Annotated in this window: 21 protein-coding genes; 11 read left to right on the top strand and 10 right to left on the bottom strand. The window is 41.2% G+C overall.

The genetic code is table 11. From position 1 onward, the window contains the following. Window positions 1-127: 127 nt before the first annotated feature. From V7K67_RS02820 to cysS, 5 genes are all read right to left on the bottom strand, one after another. Window positions 128-1,474 carry a TldD/PmbA family protein gene (locus tag V7K67_RS02820; protein WP_334732566.1) on the bottom strand — a complete coding sequence of 449 codons (1,347 nt, stop codon included), beginning with the start codon at window positions 1,472-1,474 and terminating at the stop codon, window positions 128-130. 108 nt (window positions 1,475-1,582) lie between these two features. Then, a complete protein-coding gene (locus tag V7K67_RS02815; RefSeq protein WP_334732565.1) occupies window positions 1,583-3,022 on the bottom strand; it encodes a TldD/PmbA family protein in 1,440 nt (479 codons plus the stop codon). An 8-nt stretch (window positions 3,023-3,030) separates the two neighbouring features. Then, entirely contained in the window at window positions 3,031-3,171 is a 141-nt protein-coding gene (locus V7K67_RS02810) for a hypothetical protein (RefSeq protein WP_334732564.1), read from the bottom strand. Window positions 3,172-3,182: 11 nt separating this feature from the next. Beyond that, a complete protein-coding gene (locus tag V7K67_RS02805; protein ID WP_334707204.1) occupies window positions 3,183-3,548 on the bottom strand; it encodes a four helix bundle protein in 366 nt (121 codons plus the stop codon). A gap of 10 nt (window positions 3,549-3,558) precedes the next feature. Then, entirely contained in the window at window positions 3,559-5,055 is a 1,497-nt protein-coding gene (gene cysS, locus V7K67_RS02800) for a cysteine--tRNA ligase (protein ID WP_334732563.1), read from the bottom strand. A gap of 333 nt (window positions 5,056-5,388) precedes the next feature. Here cysS and V7K67_RS02795 point away from each other — a divergent pair, with 333 nt between their 5' ends. Next, window positions 5,389-6,486: a CobW family GTP-binding protein gene (locus V7K67_RS02795; protein WP_334732562.1), complete on the top strand. Its 1,098-nt coding sequence runs from the start codon at window positions 5,389-5,391 to the stop codon at window positions 6,484-6,486. A 121-nt stretch (window positions 6,487-6,607) separates the two neighbouring features. On the opposite strand, the gene V7K67_RS02790 is transcribed toward V7K67_RS02795, so the two are convergent. After that, entirely contained in the window at window positions 6,608-7,738 is a 1,131-nt protein-coding gene (locus tag V7K67_RS02790) for an acyltransferase (protein WP_334732561.1), read from the bottom strand. Window positions 7,739-8,506: 768 nt separating this feature from the next. Between V7K67_RS02790 and psb28 the strand changes: the two genes are divergently transcribed. From psb28 to V7K67_RS02775, 3 genes are all read left to right on the top strand, one after another. Beyond that, window positions 8,507-8,848, top strand: coding sequence for a photosystem II reaction center protein Psb28 (gene psb28, locus V7K67_RS02785; protein WP_334707193.1), 342 nt, complete (start codon window positions 8,507-8,509; stop codon window positions 8,846-8,848). A 422-nt stretch (window positions 8,849-9,270) separates the two neighbouring features. After that, the gene (locus V7K67_RS02780; RefSeq protein ID WP_334732560.1) at window positions 9,271-9,783 is read left to right on the top strand and encodes a MogA/MoaB family molybdenum cofactor biosynthesis protein; all 513 of its coding nucleotides are present in this window, start codon (window positions 9,271-9,273) and stop codon (window positions 9,781-9,783) included. Between the two features lie 136 nt (window positions 9,784-9,919). Then, the gene (locus V7K67_RS02775; RefSeq protein ID WP_334732559.1) at window positions 9,920-11,671 is read left to right on the top strand and encodes a diguanylate cyclase; all 1,752 of its coding nucleotides are present in this window, start codon (window positions 9,920-9,922) and stop codon (window positions 11,669-11,671) included. A 182-nt stretch (window positions 11,672-11,853) separates the two neighbouring features. Here V7K67_RS02775 and mraY read toward each other — a convergent pair whose 3' ends face one another. Beyond that, window positions 11,854-12,957, bottom strand: coding sequence for a phospho-N-acetylmuramoyl-pentapeptide-transferase (mraY, locus tag V7K67_RS02770; protein WP_334732558.1), 1,104 nt, complete (start codon window positions 12,955-12,957; stop codon window positions 11,854-11,856). 79 nt (window positions 12,958-13,036) lie between these two features. Further along, window positions 13,037-13,270 carry a DUF3134 domain-containing protein gene (locus V7K67_RS02765; protein ID WP_334732557.1) on the bottom strand — a complete coding sequence of 78 codons (234 nt, stop codon included), beginning with the start codon at window positions 13,268-13,270 and terminating at the stop codon, window positions 13,037-13,039. 247 nt (window positions 13,271-13,517) lie between these two features. Between V7K67_RS02765 and V7K67_RS02760 the strand changes: the two genes are divergently transcribed. The 5 genes from V7K67_RS02760 to V7K67_RS02740 all read left to right on the top strand — a co-directional run bounded on the left by V7K67_RS02760 (window position 13,518) and on the right by V7K67_RS02740 (window position 16,154). After that, window positions 13,518-14,102 (top strand): PAP/fibrillin family protein, encoded by a 585-nt coding sequence (locus tag V7K67_RS02760; RefSeq protein ID WP_334732556.1) that lies wholly within the window; start codon window positions 13,518-13,520, stop codon window positions 14,100-14,102. An 88-nt stretch (window positions 14,103-14,190) separates the two neighbouring features. Continuing rightward, complete coding sequence (locus V7K67_RS02755; RefSeq protein WP_335165172.1) at window positions 14,191-14,424, top strand: hypothetical protein; 234 nt, start codon at window positions 14,191-14,193, stop codon at window positions 14,422-14,424. Between the two features lie 88 nt (window positions 14,425-14,512). Continuing rightward, entirely contained in the window at window positions 14,513-14,728 is a 216-nt protein-coding gene (locus V7K67_RS02750; RefSeq protein ID WP_069073932.1) for a photosystem I reaction center subunit IV, read from the top strand. A gap of 251 nt (window positions 14,729-14,979) precedes the next feature. Next, window positions 14,980-15,852, top strand: coding sequence for a DNA-formamidopyrimidine glycosylase (locus V7K67_RS02745; RefSeq protein WP_334732554.1), 873 nt, complete (start codon window positions 14,980-14,982; stop codon window positions 15,850-15,852). Between the two features lie 86 nt (window positions 15,853-15,938). Beyond that, window positions 15,939-16,154, top strand: coding sequence for an NAD(P)H-quinone oxidoreductase subunit O (locus V7K67_RS02740; RefSeq protein ID WP_292776191.1), 216 nt, complete (start codon window positions 15,939-15,941; stop codon window positions 16,152-16,154). Window positions 16,155-16,664: 510 nt separating this feature from the next. Here the strand turns inward: V7K67_RS02740 and V7K67_RS02735 are convergent. Together V7K67_RS02735 and V7K67_RS02730 are read right to left on the bottom strand one after the other, a co-directional pair. Then, a complete protein-coding gene (locus V7K67_RS02735; RefSeq protein ID WP_334707202.1) occupies window positions 16,665-17,021 on the bottom strand; it encodes a translation initiation factor in 357 nt (118 codons plus the stop codon). 94 nt (window positions 17,022-17,115) lie between these two features. Then, the gene (locus V7K67_RS02730; protein WP_334707203.1) at window positions 17,116-17,604 is read right to left on the bottom strand and encodes a hypothetical protein; all 489 of its coding nucleotides are present in this window, start codon (window positions 17,602-17,604) and stop codon (window positions 17,116-17,118) included. Between the two features lie 495 nt (window positions 17,605-18,099). On the opposite strand from V7K67_RS02730, the gene V7K67_RS02725 reads away from it, so the two are divergent. Next, window positions 18,100-18,747, top strand: coding sequence for a hypothetical protein (locus tag V7K67_RS02725; protein WP_335165169.1), 648 nt, complete (start codon window positions 18,100-18,102; stop codon window positions 18,745-18,747). Window positions 18,748-18,792: 45 nt separating this feature from the next. Then, complete coding sequence (locus V7K67_RS02720; RefSeq protein WP_335165168.1) at window positions 18,793-20,781, top strand: P-loop NTPase fold protein; 1,989 nt, start codon at window positions 18,793-18,795, stop codon at window positions 20,779-20,781. Window position 20,782: the final 1 nt, after the last annotated feature.

Raw genomic sequence — 20,782 nt, 5'->3', positions numbered from 1 at the left:
GCCTATCCTTACCTGGTTATTACGGGCGCATCAGGTTGAGTGTGCTATCCAGTCTAATTGGGCGGATTTGCGACGCTTACCTAAACCACCGAATTTTGCATTTCCAGAGAATATTTGCATAAACTCATTACAAGGTATATGTAAAATCTTCCACCAACATACCGGGAACTAAACTACCTCCCAGTTGGCGACTTTCATAAGTTCCTACTTCGGGAATGAATTCTTGAAAAGTGGTCAAATCGACTAAGTTTTCTCCCCAGAAGCGATAAAGACTTTCATCAAAACGCAAGTTTTCAATAGGGGCAATAATTTCTCCATTTTCTACCCAAAAACAAGCATAACGAGTCATACCTGTGATTCTACCAGTGTGGCGATCGCTCCAATTCAAGTAATGCAAATTGGATACATATAATCCTGTATCTAAACTCGGAAGAATCTGCTCAAATACTAAATTTCCCGGACTCACTTCTGGCGCTCGTAAAGTCTCTGAACCATTCGCGCCATTGGCAATTTTTTGATATTCCTTAGCAGTCCGAGAATTCACCAAAGTATTTACCAAATATCCTTTTTCTATTACAGATAACTCTGGCGCTGCTATTTCTCCCAATTCATTAAAGCGTGGTACTAATCCCCGTTGAAAGTTTTCTTTCAAATTAAATGCAGTGGAAAGCTGTTTTTCTTTACGCCATAGAGCAGCTAAAGAACTGTTGCCTTGCTGAATATCAGCTTCGCTCACAGATCCCCAAGAAAGCATTAATAATAAATCTGAAACAGCAGCAGGTGCAAAGTAAGTTTTGTACTGTCCTCGTGGCAATTCTTTAACTGGACGAGCAAGCAATTCTAGTTGTTTTTTCGCTTCGCTAATTTTGGCTACATAAGCAGATTTATCCCAATCACTCCCGGCAAATGTGCCTTTAACGGCTTGTCCAGATGTGGAGAATAGAGAATAATCTAAGGTAAAAGAATCAGTAGCAAACCAGTGTTTTTGACCGCTAGAATCACCATAAGCTTTAATGACCACTCCCCCTGCATATATCCCGGTAAAGTCCAATTCAGCAACTAGTTCTAGCACAGTTTGCACTACTGCCTCAGCCACCAATAAATTCCCAGAATTTATTTCTCGACTGGTATTATTTCCTGAAGGCAAAACTAGATATGGATCGATGGGTAGTAGAATAAGTTCGTCACGTAATTCCTGGAAAGCGGTATATGCTAATTGCCAGTCTACCTCCCAATTTCCAGTAAAGGGAAACTGCCGAACACTATTGCGCTGCTCTTTCATCAAAGTCAGTTCGATCCAACCATCAGCAACACAACCAGTTTGTCGCACTTTCGCATGATTAAAACGAGTAAATTGACTTATTTCACTGCTGAGTCTCACAGTGAATTGTTCATCTTCTGCTTTTTTGATCAGCAAACTTTCAATCAGTCGATTAAAGCTGATTTCTAATGCAGATAATTCCTCAATTTTCATGGATATTTAATATTAATAGGGAGTTGGGAGAGAGAAAAGTTAGGAGTTAGGAATTAAGAGTTAGGAGTTGAAGATTTTTAACTACTAACCTTCAACTCCTAACTTTTTTCAAGTTCCTCCACCAAAAACTTCGACGTTAGCAAATACACAAACAGGTGAACCGTGTCCTACCCAAATGGCCTGGTTTGGTTCTCCTTTACCACAATAAGGAGTACCATACATTTGCCAGTTTGTGGCATCTCCAACTTTAATTAAACTATGCCAAAACTCTGGTGTTGTGGCGCGATAGTTAGGATTACGGAGGGTTTTGGTAAGTTTGCCGTTTTCAATTAATTTAGCGTACTCGCAACCAAATTGGAATTTGTAGCGGCGATCGTCAATTGACCAAGAACGGTTAGATTCCATGTAAACGCCGTGTTCTATTTCGCCAATAATGTCTTCAAAAGTACCATTGAGAGGCTCTAAATTCAAGTTACCCATGCGATCGATCGCTGGCCGATTCCATGAGGAAGCACGGGCACAGGCAACTCCTGCTACACCTGCTCTGGCTTGACTCTCCAGACTACCTAAACCCCGTTGCAGTACTCCTTCTTTAACCAAATACTCCCGCGTTGCGACAGCACCCGTATCATCAAAGCCATAGCTAGCAAATTCACCAGCCACGGTGGGATCAAAGGTAATGTTCATCAGTGGCGAACCATAAACTAGGTTGCCAAAATCGCTTTTATTAACGAAGCTGCCCCCAGCATAGTTACGCTCATCTCCCAAAATTCGGTCAATTTCTAGGGGATGCCCGACACTTTCATGGATTTGCAGCATCATTTGATCTGGTGCTAAAACTAAATTTGTACGGGTGGTTGGGCATTCCTCTGCTGTCAAAAGTTCTACTGCTTGTTCGCCAATTTGCCGCACCCGATGCCATAAGTTTTCTTGTTTTAATAGTTCTAGTCCACCTTGGTAGCAGTTTGCTTGGGAGCCATTGTTGCTGCGCTGCTGTACAATTGCTCCATCTTGGGCAGTGGCTCCGTAATTAGTGCCTATGGATAGTATTTTTTGATAGACTTCTGAGCCGTTGCTGCTGACAAACCAAGATTCTCTCTCAGTTGTGCTAGCACTAGCTATGGTTTGCACAATTTTGTCATCAACTTTGAGCGTTTGGCAAATCCGAATTAGTAAATCGTTGATTTCTCCCGGACTCAGAGCATCTAATGGTTCAATAAATGGCGATTTATATTCACCAACGACTTTAGGACGCTCACTTTCACGGAAGGGATGTATCCACCATTCACTGGCTGCTAGTGCCTGTTTATAGGCTGTTTGAGCAGCCGCTTGGAGGGAAGACAGTTCCAGAGAGTTAGTAGCTGCATAACCCAGACTGCCATTAACCAAAACTTCCAGCATGGCTCCAGCAGTGAAGGATTTGCCGTTTAGTTGGGGTAAGGCGTCACGGACGAAACGGGTAGTAGAAGTTTCCTTTACGGCTCTAATACCAATCCAATCAGCGGGTATATCGAAACTAGCGATCGCTTTTTTCAGTTCAGACCACATAATTCAATTCAAAATTCAAAATGACGCTCGTGACGCTCGATAACTCGCTTGCCGCCGGCGCTATCGCTCTTAGCGTCTCCCCGAATCACATTGGGAGAGGCTAACGCCAAGGGAGAAGACAAAGGCTTAGCTGCGCTAACAAAATTCAAAATTAATGAAGTTATTGTTGGCGATTTTGTTTGGTTTTGACAACTATTGCGGCAATTATTTGGATTAACTCGTTAATTTCCCCCAGAATTGGCAGTAGACGGTCTTCGGAAATCAACTCAGATGCAATTAGAAGTCTTAGCCAGTATTTCGTTTCCCTACCTTCTTTTAGAGCAATTTCTAGCTTGTGAACAAAATCGGCTGTACTCTGTGCCGATTGCGATTCTTCAACGTTTGCTCCAATGGACGTACCAGACTTAAGTAACTGTTGCGAGAGTGTTCGCCCCACTCCAGAACTTTCATTGAGTACTTGACAGAGGTTAATTATGCGAACAGAGAATTCAAATGTTCTATCCGTTATTTGTTTGTGGTTGTTCATCATTTTGAATTTAATTATTCCGATGCCAGCGCGTGCTATCACGACTATCAATTAGCGTAATACCTTGTGCTTGAAGTTCGTCACGAATGCGATCGCTTTCAGCAAATTTTTTGGCTTGACGTGCTTGTTGCCTTTGCTGAATTTTCGCCTCAATTTCCGCATCGCTTAAACCATTACTCGTGTGAGTTTCGGTTTCTATCTCGGCTTCTAAACCTAAGACTCCAGCTAATGTGACGAGTGTTTGCCATTGCCGTTGTAACTCCTCTGGTGATGTTTCGGTTTTCCCTTCATGCACAAGAATATTTCCCTCACGGCGCAGTTCTTTGGCTAATTCAAACAATACTGTTAACCCACCGGGAAAGTTAAAGTCGTTATTTACACTTTCTTGGAAGCGTTCAACATAGGAATTGGGTACTGGGTATTGGGTACTGGGTATTGGGATATTCCTAGTCCCTAAATCCCAACCTAGTTTTTTGCCGTATTGGTAGCCGAAGAGTAAACCTTCTCTAATGGTGTGCCAGCCATTGGTTGCTGCGGCGATCGCTTCGTCGGTAAAATCTATGGGTGTACGATATTGAGCGGTTAACACGAACAACCGCACTGCCATCGGGTCAACGCCTCGATCCAGCAATTCTCGAATAGTGGTAAAGTTGCCCAAAGATTTGGACATTTTTTCACCATCTACCTTCACCATGCCGTTATGTAACCAGTAACTCGCTAAGGGTTTTCCTGTTACAGCCTCAGATTGGGCAATTTCGTTTTCGTGGTGGGGAAAAATTAAGTCAGCACCACCCGCATGAATATCTATGCTATCACCCAGGCGATCACGCACCATTGCCGAGCATTCTATATGCCACCCCGGACGACCTGCGCCCCAAGGTGATTCCCAAGCTGGTTCTCCCGGTTTTGCTGCCTTCCACAAAGCAAAATCGAAGGGGTCTTTCTTTTTCTGATATTCTGGATCTTCGACGTTAACGCGTAGGCGTAGCCCGCCGTAGGCATCGCTTTTCCCCGCCTGCATATCTTCTAACTTGCGTCCTGAAAGCTTGCCATACTCAGAAAACTTTCGTACTGCATAATACACATCGCCATCAGCAGGGTAAGCAAAACCTTTATTTTCCAATTCATGAATTAACCGCTGAATGCCATTCATTGTGTGGGTAGCGCGGGGATATTCATCAGCTTCCTTGATTCCCAGCCGCGCCATATCCTCAAAATATGCTTTGATGAAGCGATCGGCTACAGCTTCCATTGATGAATGTTCAACACAGGCTCGATTAAGAATCTTGTCATCAATATCAGTAAAATTTTGGATATATCGGACTTCATAACCGATAAACTGGAGGTATCGGCGCACTACATCCCAAACGATGCAAGCTCTAGCATGACCCAAATGACAGTAGTCATACACCGTCACGCCGCAGTAATACATCTTAACCTTACCTGGTTCGACTGTTTCAAACGGTTCTTGACGACGGGTGAGGGTATTGTAAAGGGTTAGGGTCATAATCAATTCAAAATTCACTCATTCAAAATTCAAAATGGAAAACCTCGTGTTGGCAAGCGTTCTGGCTGCTGACTGTATGGAAGTCAAAGGTCGAACAGCTTAACAGGTGTAATGCTGAATAGGGAGATACGCAATAATAGGGGAAAGCAGCTGGGATGACAGTCCAGCATCCCTATGCTAGTACGTCACGGCGGAAATCAACATACTATTGGACAAAATCTCGAAAGCCCAGAAATCAAGGGTTTTTGAATTTTTAATTCCGCGTAGCGACGCTAGTGTTTTCTGGACTATTTCCGCCACATTACTATTTTTTGACTATTTGATAACAGCGCTATGCAATCAGCAGTTACACCCGAATCTTCCGCAATGGATACGCCCAAACAAGGAATGCCAGTAACAATTATTACGGGCTTCCTCGGTAGTGGCAAGACGACTTTACTTAATCATATCCTCAATAACCAACAGGGTTTAAAAACCGCTGTTCTAGTGAATGAATTTGGTGAAATTGGCATCGACAACGAGCTAATTGTTTCCACTGGTGAGAACATGGTGGAGCTAAATAATGGTTGTATCTGCTGCACTATTAATAATGATTTAGTAGATGCAGTTTACAAAGTTTTAGAACGCCAAGAAAATCTAGATTATCTAGTAGTGGAAACAACTGGATTGGCAGATCCGCTGCCAGTAGCTTTAACATTTCTGGGCACAGAATTACGGGATTTAACCCGTTTGGATTCGATTATTACTGTGGTAGACGCGGCAAATTACAGCCTAGATTTATTTAACTCTGAGGCAGCATACAGCCAGATTGCTTATGGTGATGTGATTGTGCTGAACAAGGCTGATTTAGTTGATGAAGCCACTTTGAAGGAGTTAGAGAGAAAAATTAATGAAGTTAAGGAAGGAGCGAGAATCATTCGCGCGACGCGATCGCAAGTTCCACTTCCTTTAATTTTGAGTGTTGGTCTGTTTGAGTCTGATAAATATTTTGACACAGTGGTGGATGAACACGACCATCACGATCATGACCATCACGACCACGATCACTCAACATGTGGTCACGATCATCACGATCATGACCACGATCATCACCATCATTCTGACCATTTAGAAAATGATGGTTTTACTTCCATCTCTTTCCAAAGTGACAAGCCTTTTTCTATTAAGAAATTTCAATATTTCTTAGATAACCAGCTACCCTCAAATATCTTCCGAGCCAAGGGTATTATGTGGTTTGATGAAAGTCCGAAGCGTCATATTTTCCACCTTTGCGGTAAACGCTTTACCTTGGATGATGATGAATGGCAAGGTAAATTGAAAAATCAGCTAGTGCTGATTGGTCAAAATTTAGATCGTGAGGCTTTAATCAGTCAACTCGAAAACTGTATTTGTCTACCTTCAACTTCTCGCGGTAAAGGCTTTGGCAAATAAAAGTTAGGAATTAAAAGCTTGCTACTCGTTCCCAGGTGGAACCTGGGAATGCATTCTCAATGGCTCTGCCATAATGAAAATGCGCTACGGCGGGGAGGATTTCAAGAGCAACATCTTTTTTCTATTTTAAGAACAATATAGAGAGTATTTCTGAATATCTCTGTCCAAATTTGTTTTTTCTGATTACACCAGAAACAATTATTTTTTGAGCCAAAGTTGTCGCGATTGACAAAATTGTAATTATTAAAAAAATACCTACATAATTACTATTAAGGCTCGAATTGTTTTTCACTAGCAACTTTTCTATGTAAAGAAATAAGATGTGCCACAGGTAGATCCATAATGTTGATGCACTTATAAATATTATGGATTTGTTAACTAGATTTTTTTGACTATTTAAATTATATTTCTTGCACAGTGTATCAACTAAGGTGAATGCAAACATTGACATAAAAATCCCATAAGATAAATAATAAAGTCTTGGCGAATATTTAAAAGTTTGTGCCAACGGAATCACACCTTGAACACAATATAAATAGCCAGTTAATCCTAAAAAAATTGTTAAGAATAATCCACCAATAATTAATATTGATTTTTGTTTCATTGTTGGCAGAGCAACACCTAAACCAAATAAGCATCCGTATGGAATAGTGTAAAAAAGATATTTATTTATCAGAATAGACAACAATGGTATACTATCTAGATTAATGTTTGTTGATATGGCAAATAGAATTTCATAGACAATATAGATAATTGATAGGACTATAAAAAACAATTTTTTATCTTTCAAATATCTATATAAATTCAAAATCAGAGTTGAAATAATAGCCATCAGAATAAAGACGCGAATTACCCATACATAGCCAATGCCATCTAACAATATAAAACTATTAATTATATCTTTTGTCAGGAGATAAGGATAGTGTTTATTGAACAGTGAATAAGCAATATACATAGAAATGAAATAAAAACTGAGGAACAACCATACAGGAGCGATGAGTCTTGGAATTCTCTTGTATAAATAAGTGGCTAAAGAATAATTTTTCTTATAACTAGAACAGTAGAATAGTGAGCCAGAAACGATTACCATCAAGGGGACATCAAAGTTTCTGATATGAAAAAAGATATTTCTAGGAATTATATGGGCAAGGATAATAGAAAAAATACCTAGTATTTTTAAAATATCAAATCTGATATCTCTATCTCTAAGTGTACTATTCTTCAAATTCTCTAATTCTTTTAGATTTGTCATTTAATTAGTATTTTTGGAAATGAATAAGTAGGTAGGTGAGAAAATCTATAACTATGTCATTGTGTTCGCTGTTGGTGTTTCCGTACTCCTTTCCTACGGGACGCTGCGCGAACTGAGAAGCAAGCTACACGTAGCTTCTTTGCTAAGAGAAGAGTATGAGCAATCGCAAGAGTTTTGAGCGCTTGAAATTGTTAGGTTTATTTCTGGTTACTTAACTATTTTTACTTAGGTATTTTTATAATACACAAAAAAAATACAGGTATTAATCTGCTTCTTATATTTTTCGTGTATTTTTTATATATTTTCTGTATACTTATTTAAGTAATTTCATCCACTAACACAATAGTTTAGGACTTACGCACAGGTAACGGAAAATCGAACCACAGAGACACAGAGAACACGGAGAAATAAGAGTTTGAGAGGTATTTTGCGTAAGTCCTGTAGTTTTCTCGCACAGCCCATGTTTGTTCAATCGGATTATACTTACTATGACAGGGTGGATAATAAGCTATAGCAAGTTCCCACTCTACTGAGGTACGTTTTCAAAGCTAACCTTGGCAACAAATATTTGGGTGTACCTCAATTGCTTAGGAAAAGCTATAAACGTATATAGGGTGAGGGAGAAGCAGTCCGTAAATTTATTACTTTAAAAATAATTAATCTAAATATATACACTTAAAGACGAATAACAATAGCCTCTAGACCGTGGTGTTCTAATTGATGAGAGAATATTAAATTAACCATCACCAAAGCTTAAATTCATTTATCATGGCGAAAATCCAGTTTTCTAGAGGTCTTGACGAAGAAGTAACTCCAGATGTGCGCTTGACGCGATCGCGCAGTGGCGATAGTGGCACAGCAACATTTATTTTTACGAATCCGAAGATTTTAGATCAAGGTAGCACCGAAGATATTACCGGGATGTACTTGATTGACGAAGAAGGAGAGATAATTACCCGCGAAGTCAAGGCTAAATTTGTCAACGGGAAACCGGAAGAATTAGAAGCACTTTACGTGATGAAATCTGTTCAAGAATGGGATCGCTTTATACGCTTCATGGAGCGGTATGCTGAAGAAAACGATTTGGGACTGAGCAAAAATGAGTCATAGGGCATAGGGCATTGGGCATAGGGCATTGGGCATTGGTAAGCTAAAACACATCTAATTTGCATATTAAAATTTTCTCAATATCTTGTGGGGTGGGCATCTTGCCATTAGTGTCAACTTAACGCGAAACCGCTTGTCCGCCGGGAATTGAAATTCCCGTCTCATAGCTAAAGTCATCTGAAGATGACTAAATATCGCCAAGAATCTCCAGTCTACTTCAGTAGACTTAAGCTATTAGCCCGAAAATTGATTTCCGGGCGGGCATGGAAGCCAACAGTTAAGCTATTTCCAGCTAAAGTTGACACCAATGGCATCTTGCCCGCCCTGATTATGCAACTTGAATGCTGATTAGCTTAATTATTGTCATACCCAATGCACCATTCCCCATGCCCAATTATCCACGATCAAACGTTCAGAACTGACTTATGACGCCACAACCCCACCCAGACTCGCCGAGAATTACGGTAACTTGTGCTGTGGTTACTGTTAGCGATACACGCACTTTTGAAACAGACAAAAGTGGCCAGCTAATTCAGCAGTTACTCCTTGGTGCTAACCATACTGTGGTAAGCTACACGATTATCAAAGATGAACCAACACAAATTCAAGGGCAGATAGAAAATCTGGGTAAAAGTGCAAATTTGGATGCTGTAATTTTCAATGGTGGTACAGGTATTGCACCAAGAGATACTACCTACGATGCCATTGAGAAGTTACTGGAGAAAACTTTGCCAGGATTTGGTGAATTATTCCGTTTTTTAAGTTATCAAGAAATTGGTTCGCGGGCGATCGCTTCTCGCGCTGTTGCTGGTGTTTATCAAGATAAATTAATTTTCTCCCTTCCTGGCTCCAGTAATGCTGTACGCCTGGCGATGGAAAAACTCATTTTACCCGAACTCACTCACTTGGTAAGTCAGGTTGGTAAGGGGATGACATAAGCAGCCGTTTAAAAAGTTACCATGATAACTTTTGTAAAACTGAGGCATGAGGCACTGAAATCATCCTTTCTATCCTTACATCTTGAGGCTACCCAGAATTATAGTGAAACGGATGAAATTTTAATATCAGATCAGCATGGAGCCTATTTACTGGAATTGCATAATTGCTCACGGCATCACTGCATTTTCATACTTTGGCATCCCCACAGTCATAGGGGTTTTCTTTGCTAAAACTAAGGCAACTATCCCTTCTAAGTTTTGGCTAGCCTTTTTCTTATCAGGTGGATTCGTGCTATTTTGCGGATTTCATCATTTACTGGCGATCTTTGAGCCGTATATGCCAGTATCGCTGCTGCACTTAGTCATGCTTGACTTAATGGCGTTTATTTCCTTGTGTGCCTTATTTTACCTGATGCCAACCGCTTATCAAATTGTAGAGGCGATCGCTAAATATCAAGAAGATATTCGCGAACTTCAACGCAGCCAGCAAATACAACGGCTATTCCTAGATCAGGGCCCCTTTGGAGCCTATATTAAAGATGAGCAATCTAGAATACTTTATTACAACCAAGAAATACAGTCTAAATTTTCGGTAGATTCACAAGAATGGTTAGGGAAAACCGATAGTGAATTCTTGCCAGATCCAGAAGAGGGGCGGCGGGTAATGGAAAACGATCAAGTCGTTTTGAAGACTCTACACCCCTTGAAGCTGATTGAAGAGATAAAGATAGCTGGTAACGATCAGCCGTGTTACTGGTTATCGTTTAAGTTTCCGTTTAGTGACTATGCAACGGGCGCTTACCGCATTGGTGGGATCAGTATAGATATTACAGAATCCATAGAAGCCCAGCGATCGCTCACCAATTTAAATCGGCAGCTAGAAGAAAAAACACTGGAATTAGAGGCAAAAAAACGAGAACTTATATATCTCTCAGATATGACAGATATGCTTTATTCCTGCGAGTCTGAAGATGAGGTGTATCAAGTGTTCGCTTTAACTTGTTCTAAGCTGTTTCCGAATATGAGTGGTTCTATCTATATAATTGCTAATTCCAAGAATTATGTTCAGATGAATAGTTTTTGGGGAGGTGAAAGAAGCAATAAAGAAATATTTTCACTATCTGATTGTTGGGCATTGCGGAGAGGAAAATTAAATCTTTTATCGCCTCGTAATTCGGGACTGATGTGCAGCCACTTAATACAGCCGGTTAGCGGTACACATCTGTGTGTTCCATTGTTTGGACAAGGCGAAGTAGTTGGGATCTTACACATCGATACGCTTGAAGAAATCAGTCCAGAAGATCAACAAATTACTGAGATTATTGCTAGAACATTAGGCATTGCACTGAATAATTTATCGATAAAACAACGTCTAACCCATGATAACTTGCGGGATGGGATGACCCAGCTATTCAATCAAAGCTATATGCAAAGTATAACGGAACAGAGGTTAGCAGAAGCTGAACGTTCGGGACAACCTCTTAGTATTATTTTTCTTGATATCGATAATTTCAAATCTTACAACTCACGCTATGGGCACCTGACTGCCAACATTGTTATCCAGGGATTAGCAAAGCTGCTGTTAAAATCTATTCGCTCTTTTGACATTGCTTGCAGATGGGGTGGTGAAGAATTTGTGATTGTGATGCCTAATATGACACTGGAAACGCTCAGGAAGCGAGTAGAACAATTAAGGCTAGATGTTGAACAAATGCAATTGAGAGACGGCGATCAGATCCTCGAAGGCATCACCGCTTCTTTTGGAATAGCTGTATCAGAACCAGGGATTACGGTTAAAGATTTTCTGAATCGGGCAAATCAAGCGATGCTTGAGGCAAAGCGAACAGGGAAGAATCGGGTTAGAGAGTATGTAAATACCTATAATTGAAGAATAAAGAATTCAGAACACCGCAAGCGGTCAAACAATTTTAGATTTTAGATTAACTCTATGACTATCCTTTGCGCTTCAGTTGGCATAGAAATCAGAAACTTATAAATTTACCCTATAAAAAAACAACTCCCTGAAGATTTGGGAGTTGTTTTTTTATATTCAAGCAGTTTTTAAAACATTCAGAATGGAGCGATAGCTAAACAGATGGTAGCCAAAATAGCAGCGATTATATAAAATACTCCAACTACTTGCAATTCAGACCAGCCAGTAAGTTCTAAATGATGATGTAAAGGTGCCATTTTAAAGAGACGTTTGCCTTTGCCATCGGGGCCTTTCGTGGCTTTGTAATAACTTACCTGTGCCATCACCGAAAGGGTTTCTACGAAGAAGATACCACTGAGAATAAACAGACCTACTAAAGTGTTTGTTAATAATGCTACAGCAGCTAAAGCTCCTCCCAGTGCCAGGGAACCAGTATCACCCATGAAAACGCGGGCTGGATTACGGTTATGGGCTAAGAAACCTAAGCACCCACCACTTAAAGCAGCACAGAAAACCATCAATCCTGGTGCTGTTGGGGCGATCAGGGCACCTAATGCCAAAAGTGCGATCGCAACTGTTCCTGCTGCCAAGCCATCAATACCATCTGTTAAATTAGTCGCATTACTTTCTGCAACTAGCACAAAACCAGCTAAAGGCCAAAATAGAAATCCTAATGGTAGTGTGAAGCCCACCCAAGGCAAAGCAATATTTGTAATATTAGAAGGTTGATTAAACATCAGCCATAGACAAAACACAGCCGCAAAACTCACCTGCAAAGCTAGTTTTGTGCGGGGAGATATACCTTTATTTGATTTCCGGCGCAGAATTTGCCAATCGTCAAGCCAGCCAATCAATCCATAGCTGGTTGTCAAAGCCGAAACTGCAAGTACCTCTTGAGAAAAGTTAGACAATATACAGGCAAGCAGCACAGATACAGGTATAAAAAATATACCACCCATTGTGGGAGTGCCTGCCTTTTTGAGATGAGCTTGGGGCCCATCTTCGCGAATTATTTGCCCAGTTTTAAGTGCTTGAAGTAAAGGTATTACCCAATAGCCCACCACACCTGAACCCAACGTACACAACAGCAGTGGCAGAGTTAGCGACATGCTTTGCCAGGGTAGCCGATTGGCCATCGAATCTAAGAAAAATGCTGTTGTACCTAGCCCGATGGCTAATAAAGAGGCGAGAGCGATTCCAGAAATATTTAATCCTTGCTCAGGAGATAATTTAGCGTCCACAAAAGTTTCCCTTCACTCCACACTTATAAAATTGAATACTAGTAACTAGGGATACTACCAAGTCCCTAGCCTCAAAAGGCTAATCCTCAGCGATTCCTATATCATCATCATCGAGGTCGTAGCCAATTCCATCGTCTACACCCATTAGGGAGTCTATTCCTTCTTCGTCAGCTTGAAAATCCGGTTCGTGAACATCACGCGCGATGATGCGACCATTATTTTGTAACCAGTCCAACAAAGAAGACTCTGGCTTTAGGGGGATGACATCGGCTCGCTGGTTACGGGGTTCTTCACGTAATGGAGAGTTCAACATATCGAGTCAGGACAAGAAAAGGTTGACGTAAGTTGACATTTAGAGTCTATCACTTGACACGGATTAATTTAGTTATCTTTTCAACCCTTTGGTTGATAAATCCGCATTCAGATAGAAATTTTTTTATTTAATAAGCATAAGGCTTAGTCCAAGCGATTCTTAGTAATTTTTATGGCTCTACATAATATATGTCATTAATATCTTGTTTATGCTGATGGAAAGTGAATGATTTTTGAGGTGACAGGCGATGATCGGAAAAGCGGCTCTTATCGATGCGATCGCTGGTACAAATCGCGGTCTACTAGCGACCGAAGCACAGAAACAGGATATCTTAGCAGCGATCGCTACTTTAGAAGACTTTAATCCTACACCCCGTCCGGTGGAAGCTAGTAATTTGCTAGATGGCAATTGGCGATTACTATACACCACTAGCAAGGCTCTTTTAAACTTAGATCGTCTACCCTTATGTAAACTGGGTCAAATCTATCAGTGTATCCGGGTAGAGACTACCAGTGTTTACAACATAGCTGAGATTTATGGCTTACCTTATTTAGAAGGATTAGTCAGCGTTGCTGCTAAATTTGAGCCTGTTTCAGGTCGGCGTGTCCAAGTGAAATTCGAGCGTTCTATTATCGGCTTACAACGTTTAATAGAATACAATTCTCCGGTAACTTTTATCCAACAAATTGAAGAAGGTAGAAAATTTCCGGGGATTGATGTTGCTATAAACAGTGATAAACAGCAAGGCTGGTTAGATATCACTTATATAGATAACGACCTACGAATCGGCAGAGGTAACGAGGGAAGTGTTTTTGTCTTAACTAAAACATAAGCTTTGTACAAATAACCTTTTGCGAATGAAGGTACGCTATAACGTGTGCCTTGTCAAGTAGGGTCTAATACCTTTTTAAATTTAGGATGTGCTATGTGATTGGGGAGATGAGGGAGATGAGGGAGATGAGGGGGATGAGGGAGATGAGGGAGATGAGGGAGATGAGGGAGATGAGGGAGATGAGGGAGATGAGGGAGATGAGGGAGATGGAATAACTAATATTCCAGTCCCCAGTCTCCAGTCCCCGATCCCCAGTCCCCAGTCCCCGATCCCCAGTCCCCAGTCCCCAGTCCCCAGCCCCCAATTCAGACAAATAACTTAACAAAGACTCTTCCTGCGACCTTGAGGATGTAGAGTGAAATCAATTAGCCCTCTAGATTGGCGATTGATAACTAAAAGGGAAAATAATCATGGTTCAACGTGGTTCTAAAGTACGTATTCTCCGCCCTGAATCCTACTGGTTTCAGGATTTAGGAACTGTGGCTTCTATTGACCAAAGCGGCATCAAATACCCTGTAATTGTCCGCTTTGAAAAGGTCAATTACTCTGGTATCAATACCAACAACTTTGCCCAGGATGAATTAGTCGAGGTTGAAGCACCAAAGGCTAAACCACCTAAAAAATAGCAGCAACGCTATAAGGGGGTTGTTTGATGCGATGATGAAGGGTAGTCTTAAGTCTGAAGTATGAAATCTGAAATTTTCAGTTCATTCATTCTTCATCCTAGCCTACCCTAATCTACGAGAGCCGCCCTGCGGGTATTTACGGTTTCTCTTGGGTAGTAATACGAGCTATATACGGCTATGTAAGTTACTACCCCATCTCTTCTTCCTCGATCGCTCAAATAAATCACAATTGCCTGCTTAACTCAGCTTGAATGCCTGAACTGCCTGAAGTTGAAACAGTCCGAAGGGGTCTAAATCAATTGACCCTCAACCAAGAAATCACGGGTGGAGATGTGTTGCTCGATCGCACCATCGCCTACCCGTTTTCTGTTGGTGAGTTTATTAATGGAATTGAAGAAAATGCGATCGCTACTTGGCATCGTCGCGGTAAATATCTCCTCGCTGAACTCTCCTCATCTTCCCCTTCATCAACCGGCTGGCTAGGGGTTCATCTCCGAATGACCGGTCAACTACTGTGGTTACATCGAGATGAACCATTACACAAGCACACGCGGGTTAGATTATTCTTTGGGGATCAGCAGGAATTGCGTTTTGTCGATCAACGTACCTTCGGTAAAATATGGTGGGTTCCGCCTGGTGTTCCTGTAGAAAGTATTATCACCGGTTTGGCAAAATTGGCAGTAGACCCATTTTCACCAGAATTTACTGTTGAATATCTAGCAAACAAACTCCAAAACCGCCGCCGTCCGATTAAGACTGCGCTACTGGATCAATCGGTGGTGGCGGGATTAGGTAACATCTACGCCGATGAAGCGTTATTTAAGAGCGGAATTTTACCTGAAACCTTGTGTATAGATTTGCAGCTAAAGCAAATTAAGCCTTTGCGAACAGCCATCATTCAAGTGTTAGAAACTAGCATTGAGGCTGGTGGTACGACATTTAGTAATTTCTTAAATGTTAAAGGCACTAACGGCAACTATGGTGGTGTAGCCTGGGTTTATAACCGCGCTGGAGAACCCTGTCGAGTTTGTAGTACAGCAATTCAACGGATCAGGTTAGCTGGGCGATCTAGTCATTTTTGCTCCCAGTGTCAAACGCTAGGGGGAGTTAGGAGACGCGATTAATCGCGTCTTTACAAGAGTTAGGAGTTCTAATTCAGAACTCTTTTAAAATGCAGGTGAAAGACGTTACAAATTTCAGGGAGGAACTTATGGCAGTCAAAAAAGGCGATATGGTTCGCGCTGTGCGCGAAAAACTAGAAAACAGTCTGGAGGCTAAAGCCAGCGATCCTCGCTTTCCTTCTTATTTGTTTGAAACCAAGGGCGAAATTGTAGACATCAAAGGTGATTACGCCCTAATTAAGTTTGGGAAAGTGCCAACACCTAATATTTGGTTACGTGTGGATCAACTCGAAGAGTTTAAATAATAAATAAAGAATTCAGGAGTCAGAATTCAGAATTTAGCATTTATTCTGATTCCTGAATTCTTGTTGATAAAAATCGCATCTCAATTAATACCAATTCTGTATAAAGATGCGCTCAACCATATTTAAGTACAAGGAAGAAAACGAACCGCAAAGGACGCAAAGGACACAAAGAAAGAAAGAAGTTAAAACAAGTCGCAAGTCGCAAGTCGCAAGTCGCAAGTAAGTTTTGTGAAAGCGTTGCGGTAGCGAGTCTGCGAGCGTCCGGGGATTTAGACCCCGACCCAAAACTTACCGGTTATTGAACCGGGGGACTTAAACCCACGGTACTTTGTTAAAAGGGTTTGGCGCAGCCTCGCAAAGAAATGGTATAACTCCCCAATTGTGTAATGATTCGTGATTTGTAGAAATAGCAGCAAAAATAAAAGGCAGCGGGATTAAAACCTGCTACCTTATTTGTTATTCCAAAATTCATCACCCTATGAAAACCAATATCACCAGATTGGTTTGGCGTTAGCGGCGAGAATCCTGATCTGCGGGGTCGCCGTAGGGGTCTTCGCTGGCTGGGCGAACGTCACCAAACTCCCCTGTGTCTGCGGGGTCGCCGTAAGGGTCTTCGCTAGCGGGGCGAACATTGCCGTAAGACGCGATATCTGCGGGGTCGCCGTAGGGGTCTTCACTGGCTGGGGTGACGTTGCCGTAAGATGCCGGATCTGCGGGATCGCCGTATGGATCTTCACTGGCTGGACGTACATTGCGATCGCCTCCGGCGGGGCGTAGCCCATCGCGAAATTCGGCATCTTGATCGGCTTGATCGCTGTTCGACCCCAAAAGCAAGTCTTTCGCCTTTCGGAAAAATTCATTTACCATAATCTGTCTCCTGATTTAAGTTCGTGTTTCCGACGGGCGTGATCGGCGTTATTCTCCGGGAAACCCGCTTGAGATTTACACACGCTTGGCTGATCTAGAGTGCTGGTGCTTCTGATGAAGTTATACCAGTGAGATCGCGACCTGTAGAACTCCGGTTATAGCCTTGGAATTCCCGATACTTTTGTGCTTCCGATTCTGGCACTCGAATTCCTTCTGATGGTGGCGTTACCCAGTGAGCGCGATGTTCAGCATCGCGGTAGTATACACGCCCATTCTTGGAAAGATAGTATTTACCTTGCGCTCCTTCTTGTGAAGCATTCTTGTGCTGGTTGTAGAGGTAATAAAGTCCAGCTGCTCCTGCCAAAATAGCAACTTTTTGCCCTGTAGACAAGCCCTTCTTCGCTTCGGGTTGGTTGGTGCGATCGCTCACTGTTCTACCGACGGTATCATCCACTGGTGGTGGAGCTGAAGCGTTTCTGGAACCGCCTCCACAGCTACTCAGCAAGGGCACCATTAGCAATGCCGAAAGCATCACTGCAAATAGACGCGAAACTATTTTACGTTCTTTATATATTGTGTTCATTGGATTTCGTTCTCACCTGTATTTGCTAAAAGCCCTGCTGTTGCAAAAACAAAGTTGGAATTCCTGTTATTTCGCGGGGAATTGAAAAAACATAGACCACTTAATTTACAACTGCACAGCTACAGCGTTTCTCTATCATGATCGTGGATTTTCTCAAGTATTCCATCCTGCCTTTGAGAGAAGCTGCATTCATCCCAAGGAAATATATTAGTCATTAGTCATTAGTCATTAGTCATTGATAAAGAGTTTTTTGGTACAGACCTTGCTCTTAACGAGTGGGAAAAAACTTTCTGACTTCGGACTAATTCAAACCACGCTCGATTAGTGGGCGTGGTGTCTCACGGATTAATTACTCTCGTGTTGCAGTTTGATTTTTGATGAGTCTATTTAGTTGAAACGCCGAAATATTCAGCAATTTCTCGGTTATTTTTTCTGCGTAAATAATTTAAAAAGATACAGTTACTATGATGCTTTTTGTCAAAAAGTACACTCAATATGACATCAAAAAATACTAGCACTCGTCTTCTTTTGGCTTTGTGGGATTTGGGAGGAACGCAGCAGGAAGTTAAGAAAGGTCAGCTTACAAAGCGAATTGTATCGAAAAGCCAGAAGGTAGCAGATTATCAGGGCATATTCGAGGATTTGCAGAAAGAGGGTGCGATCGCAATTTCCAAAAAGGGATATTCTCTGACATCTGGCAAGGGTTTAGAGGTATTGGGTGAGGGTTTGAGAAGTGGCGATTTTAAGTTTGAAGGGACGATTGTCGGTACTTGGGCGGCGAATGCGTTAGTGAAGTGGATTAGTCAGATTGATGTTGCGGTAACTAGTGCAGATGTACTGGTTAATAGGAAAGGTGCGATCGCTTCTTACGACGAGTTTAAATCTGTGGCGTTGGAAGTCTACGACAAGCTGAACTATGAGTACAACTTTAATAACCTAGTGCCAATTTATCGCATTAGAAGAGGAATTGGCGATCGCGTTAGTCGTACAGAGTTTAATGATTGGCTAATAGAAATGCAAGCTAATGATATTTTGCAGCTGATGGCAGGAGAAATGCGAGATATCACCCCAGACAAGCGTGATGATTCAATAATAATTCCTGGTGGTGGGTTGCGTTACTACACCAAGCTTTTAAATACCTAAATTTCTCCGAATCCTTGTGTGGCTTTTTACTCAAACAAAATTATTATGGACAGTTCAGCCGTCTCTCCAACAGAAGCTCTTAACGCCGCGATCAGAAGTCATAATCCATTTATCAACGCTGGCATAGTCAAAGAACAAGATGTATGGGGGAAGGGATTCCCCGATGTACCAACTTTAAATGCTCACGCTTCTAATGCAGTTTTTCAGGCAATTGATTTGGTACGTACTAGTCAATCGACTCAAGAGAAAGTGACATCAATTGCCATAACAGCTCAACAGGGTGTGGGTAAAACTCACATCCTTAGTCGCATTCGCCATCGACTTAAAACCAATGGAACTGCTCTGTTCATTTATGCAGGTGTTAACAACTATACAGATTTAAATCTAGTTAAATACCAGTTCCAACAAACTTTGACAGATAGTCTCAGTAATACTGGTAGTCAAGGCGTGATGCAGTGGCGGGAAGTGGCGGCAGCGATGGCAAATGAAGGCTTTAAAGCTATCGATTCTAATTTTCCAAGTCTTTTTCCCCAGGTACTAGTTGAAAGATTTGATAAAGTATGTTCTAGCTGGTCAGCTAGGAACAAAAATTTGATGGACAGGCTGACCAAAGAAGTTCTCAAAACAAAACCAAATGCCGATCCATATATTGTCCGGGCTATTTTGTGGACACTTTCAGAAACTCAAGCATCTTTTGCAATTAAATGGTTATCTGGTGATGAATTAGCAACGTCTAATGCTGAGGAGTTAGGATTACCCAATCCCAGTAAAGCTAGTCAAAATAGGGAATCTGAAGCCCTCAAAAATATTCAGCAAATCTTGAATTTAGTGAATTACTATAACCCAGTCGTCATCTGTTTTGATGAAATAGATGTAGAAAACAATTGCAATAATGATGGCTTAACAACTCCACAGGTAATTGCTGATTTAGTGAAGCGTCTACATGATATTCTCGAACCATCTGCACTTGGTCGAGGTCTTGTTATTCTCACAGTTATGTTGCCTGATACGTGGACAAATAAGGTGGATCTGATGCCTGGCGGTACACCTGATCGAGTTTCAAAATATACGCAACGAAAACCAATAGATTTAAAAACTCTTAGTAGCGATTCTATGGTTGATTTAGTCACACTTTGGTTAAAAGAGTTTTATGAAGTAAATAACTTAAAACCTCATCATCCACTTTATCCATTTGAAGAAAGTGAACTAAGAAAATATGGGAAGAACGGGCTAACTGTAAGGGAAGCTTTGAATTGGTGTGCTGAAAACTTTAAGGTTGAGGAAGAAATATTACCACAAGACCCATTGCAAAGATTTAACTTGGCTTTAGAAAGAGAAAGCAAGGTAGATCATGGAGATTATCTAGATGAAAAAAATAACTCTTTAATTATCAATGCTTTACGTTTTGGCTTTCAGAGTTTGAAAGGTAAGACATTAGAATGGGAAACTTCCACAGGTCAGAAACTAGAGGGATTAACAGTCGAAGATATTACTGACGTTGAGCCAAAATCAAAAAATCAGGGTTGGATCAGCTTTAAAGTAATTGGCAAACAAAAAGACAAAAGTTTCAAAATTGGTGTTTCTGTTCTCCAGTACTTACATGGAAAAGCAGTAGGAGCAGGAATGTGGCGTTTAATTGAATATGAAATGTTTGATATAACGCGAGGTTGTTTAGTTCGCTCTAAAGCAAATAAGATTCACAAAAATTGGGATTCTTATACTTATCTCAAAAAACTTGTAGAAGAACTTGGTGGAGAACATGTGGATCTAAAAGCTGAGGAAATTCGAGAGCTAATTTACTTTGATGCTGTTTATCAGAAACGTGAAAGATATCAGCTAACAGAAGAACAAATTATGGAATTTTCCAGGATGTTTACTCGTCAAAATCCTCTGCTTATAGAAATTTTAAGTGATCCTTGTGGTCATATCGATGACGAGACTATTGAGGGAAAAGAATTATTAAACGACTTCCTTAACCCATCCATTATGGAGGACACAGACGACTCAGAGGATCTGAGTGAGTTGTTAAATTAAA

This window comes from Nostoc sp. (assembly GCF_036917155.1).
In the GTDB taxonomy this organism is placed as follows: Bacteria; Cyanobacteriota; Cyanobacteriia; order Cyanobacteriales; family Nostocaceae; genus Nostoc.
The sequence above is the reverse complement of the archived record's forward strand: the minus strand, read 5'-3'. Positions and strand labels throughout refer to the sequence as shown.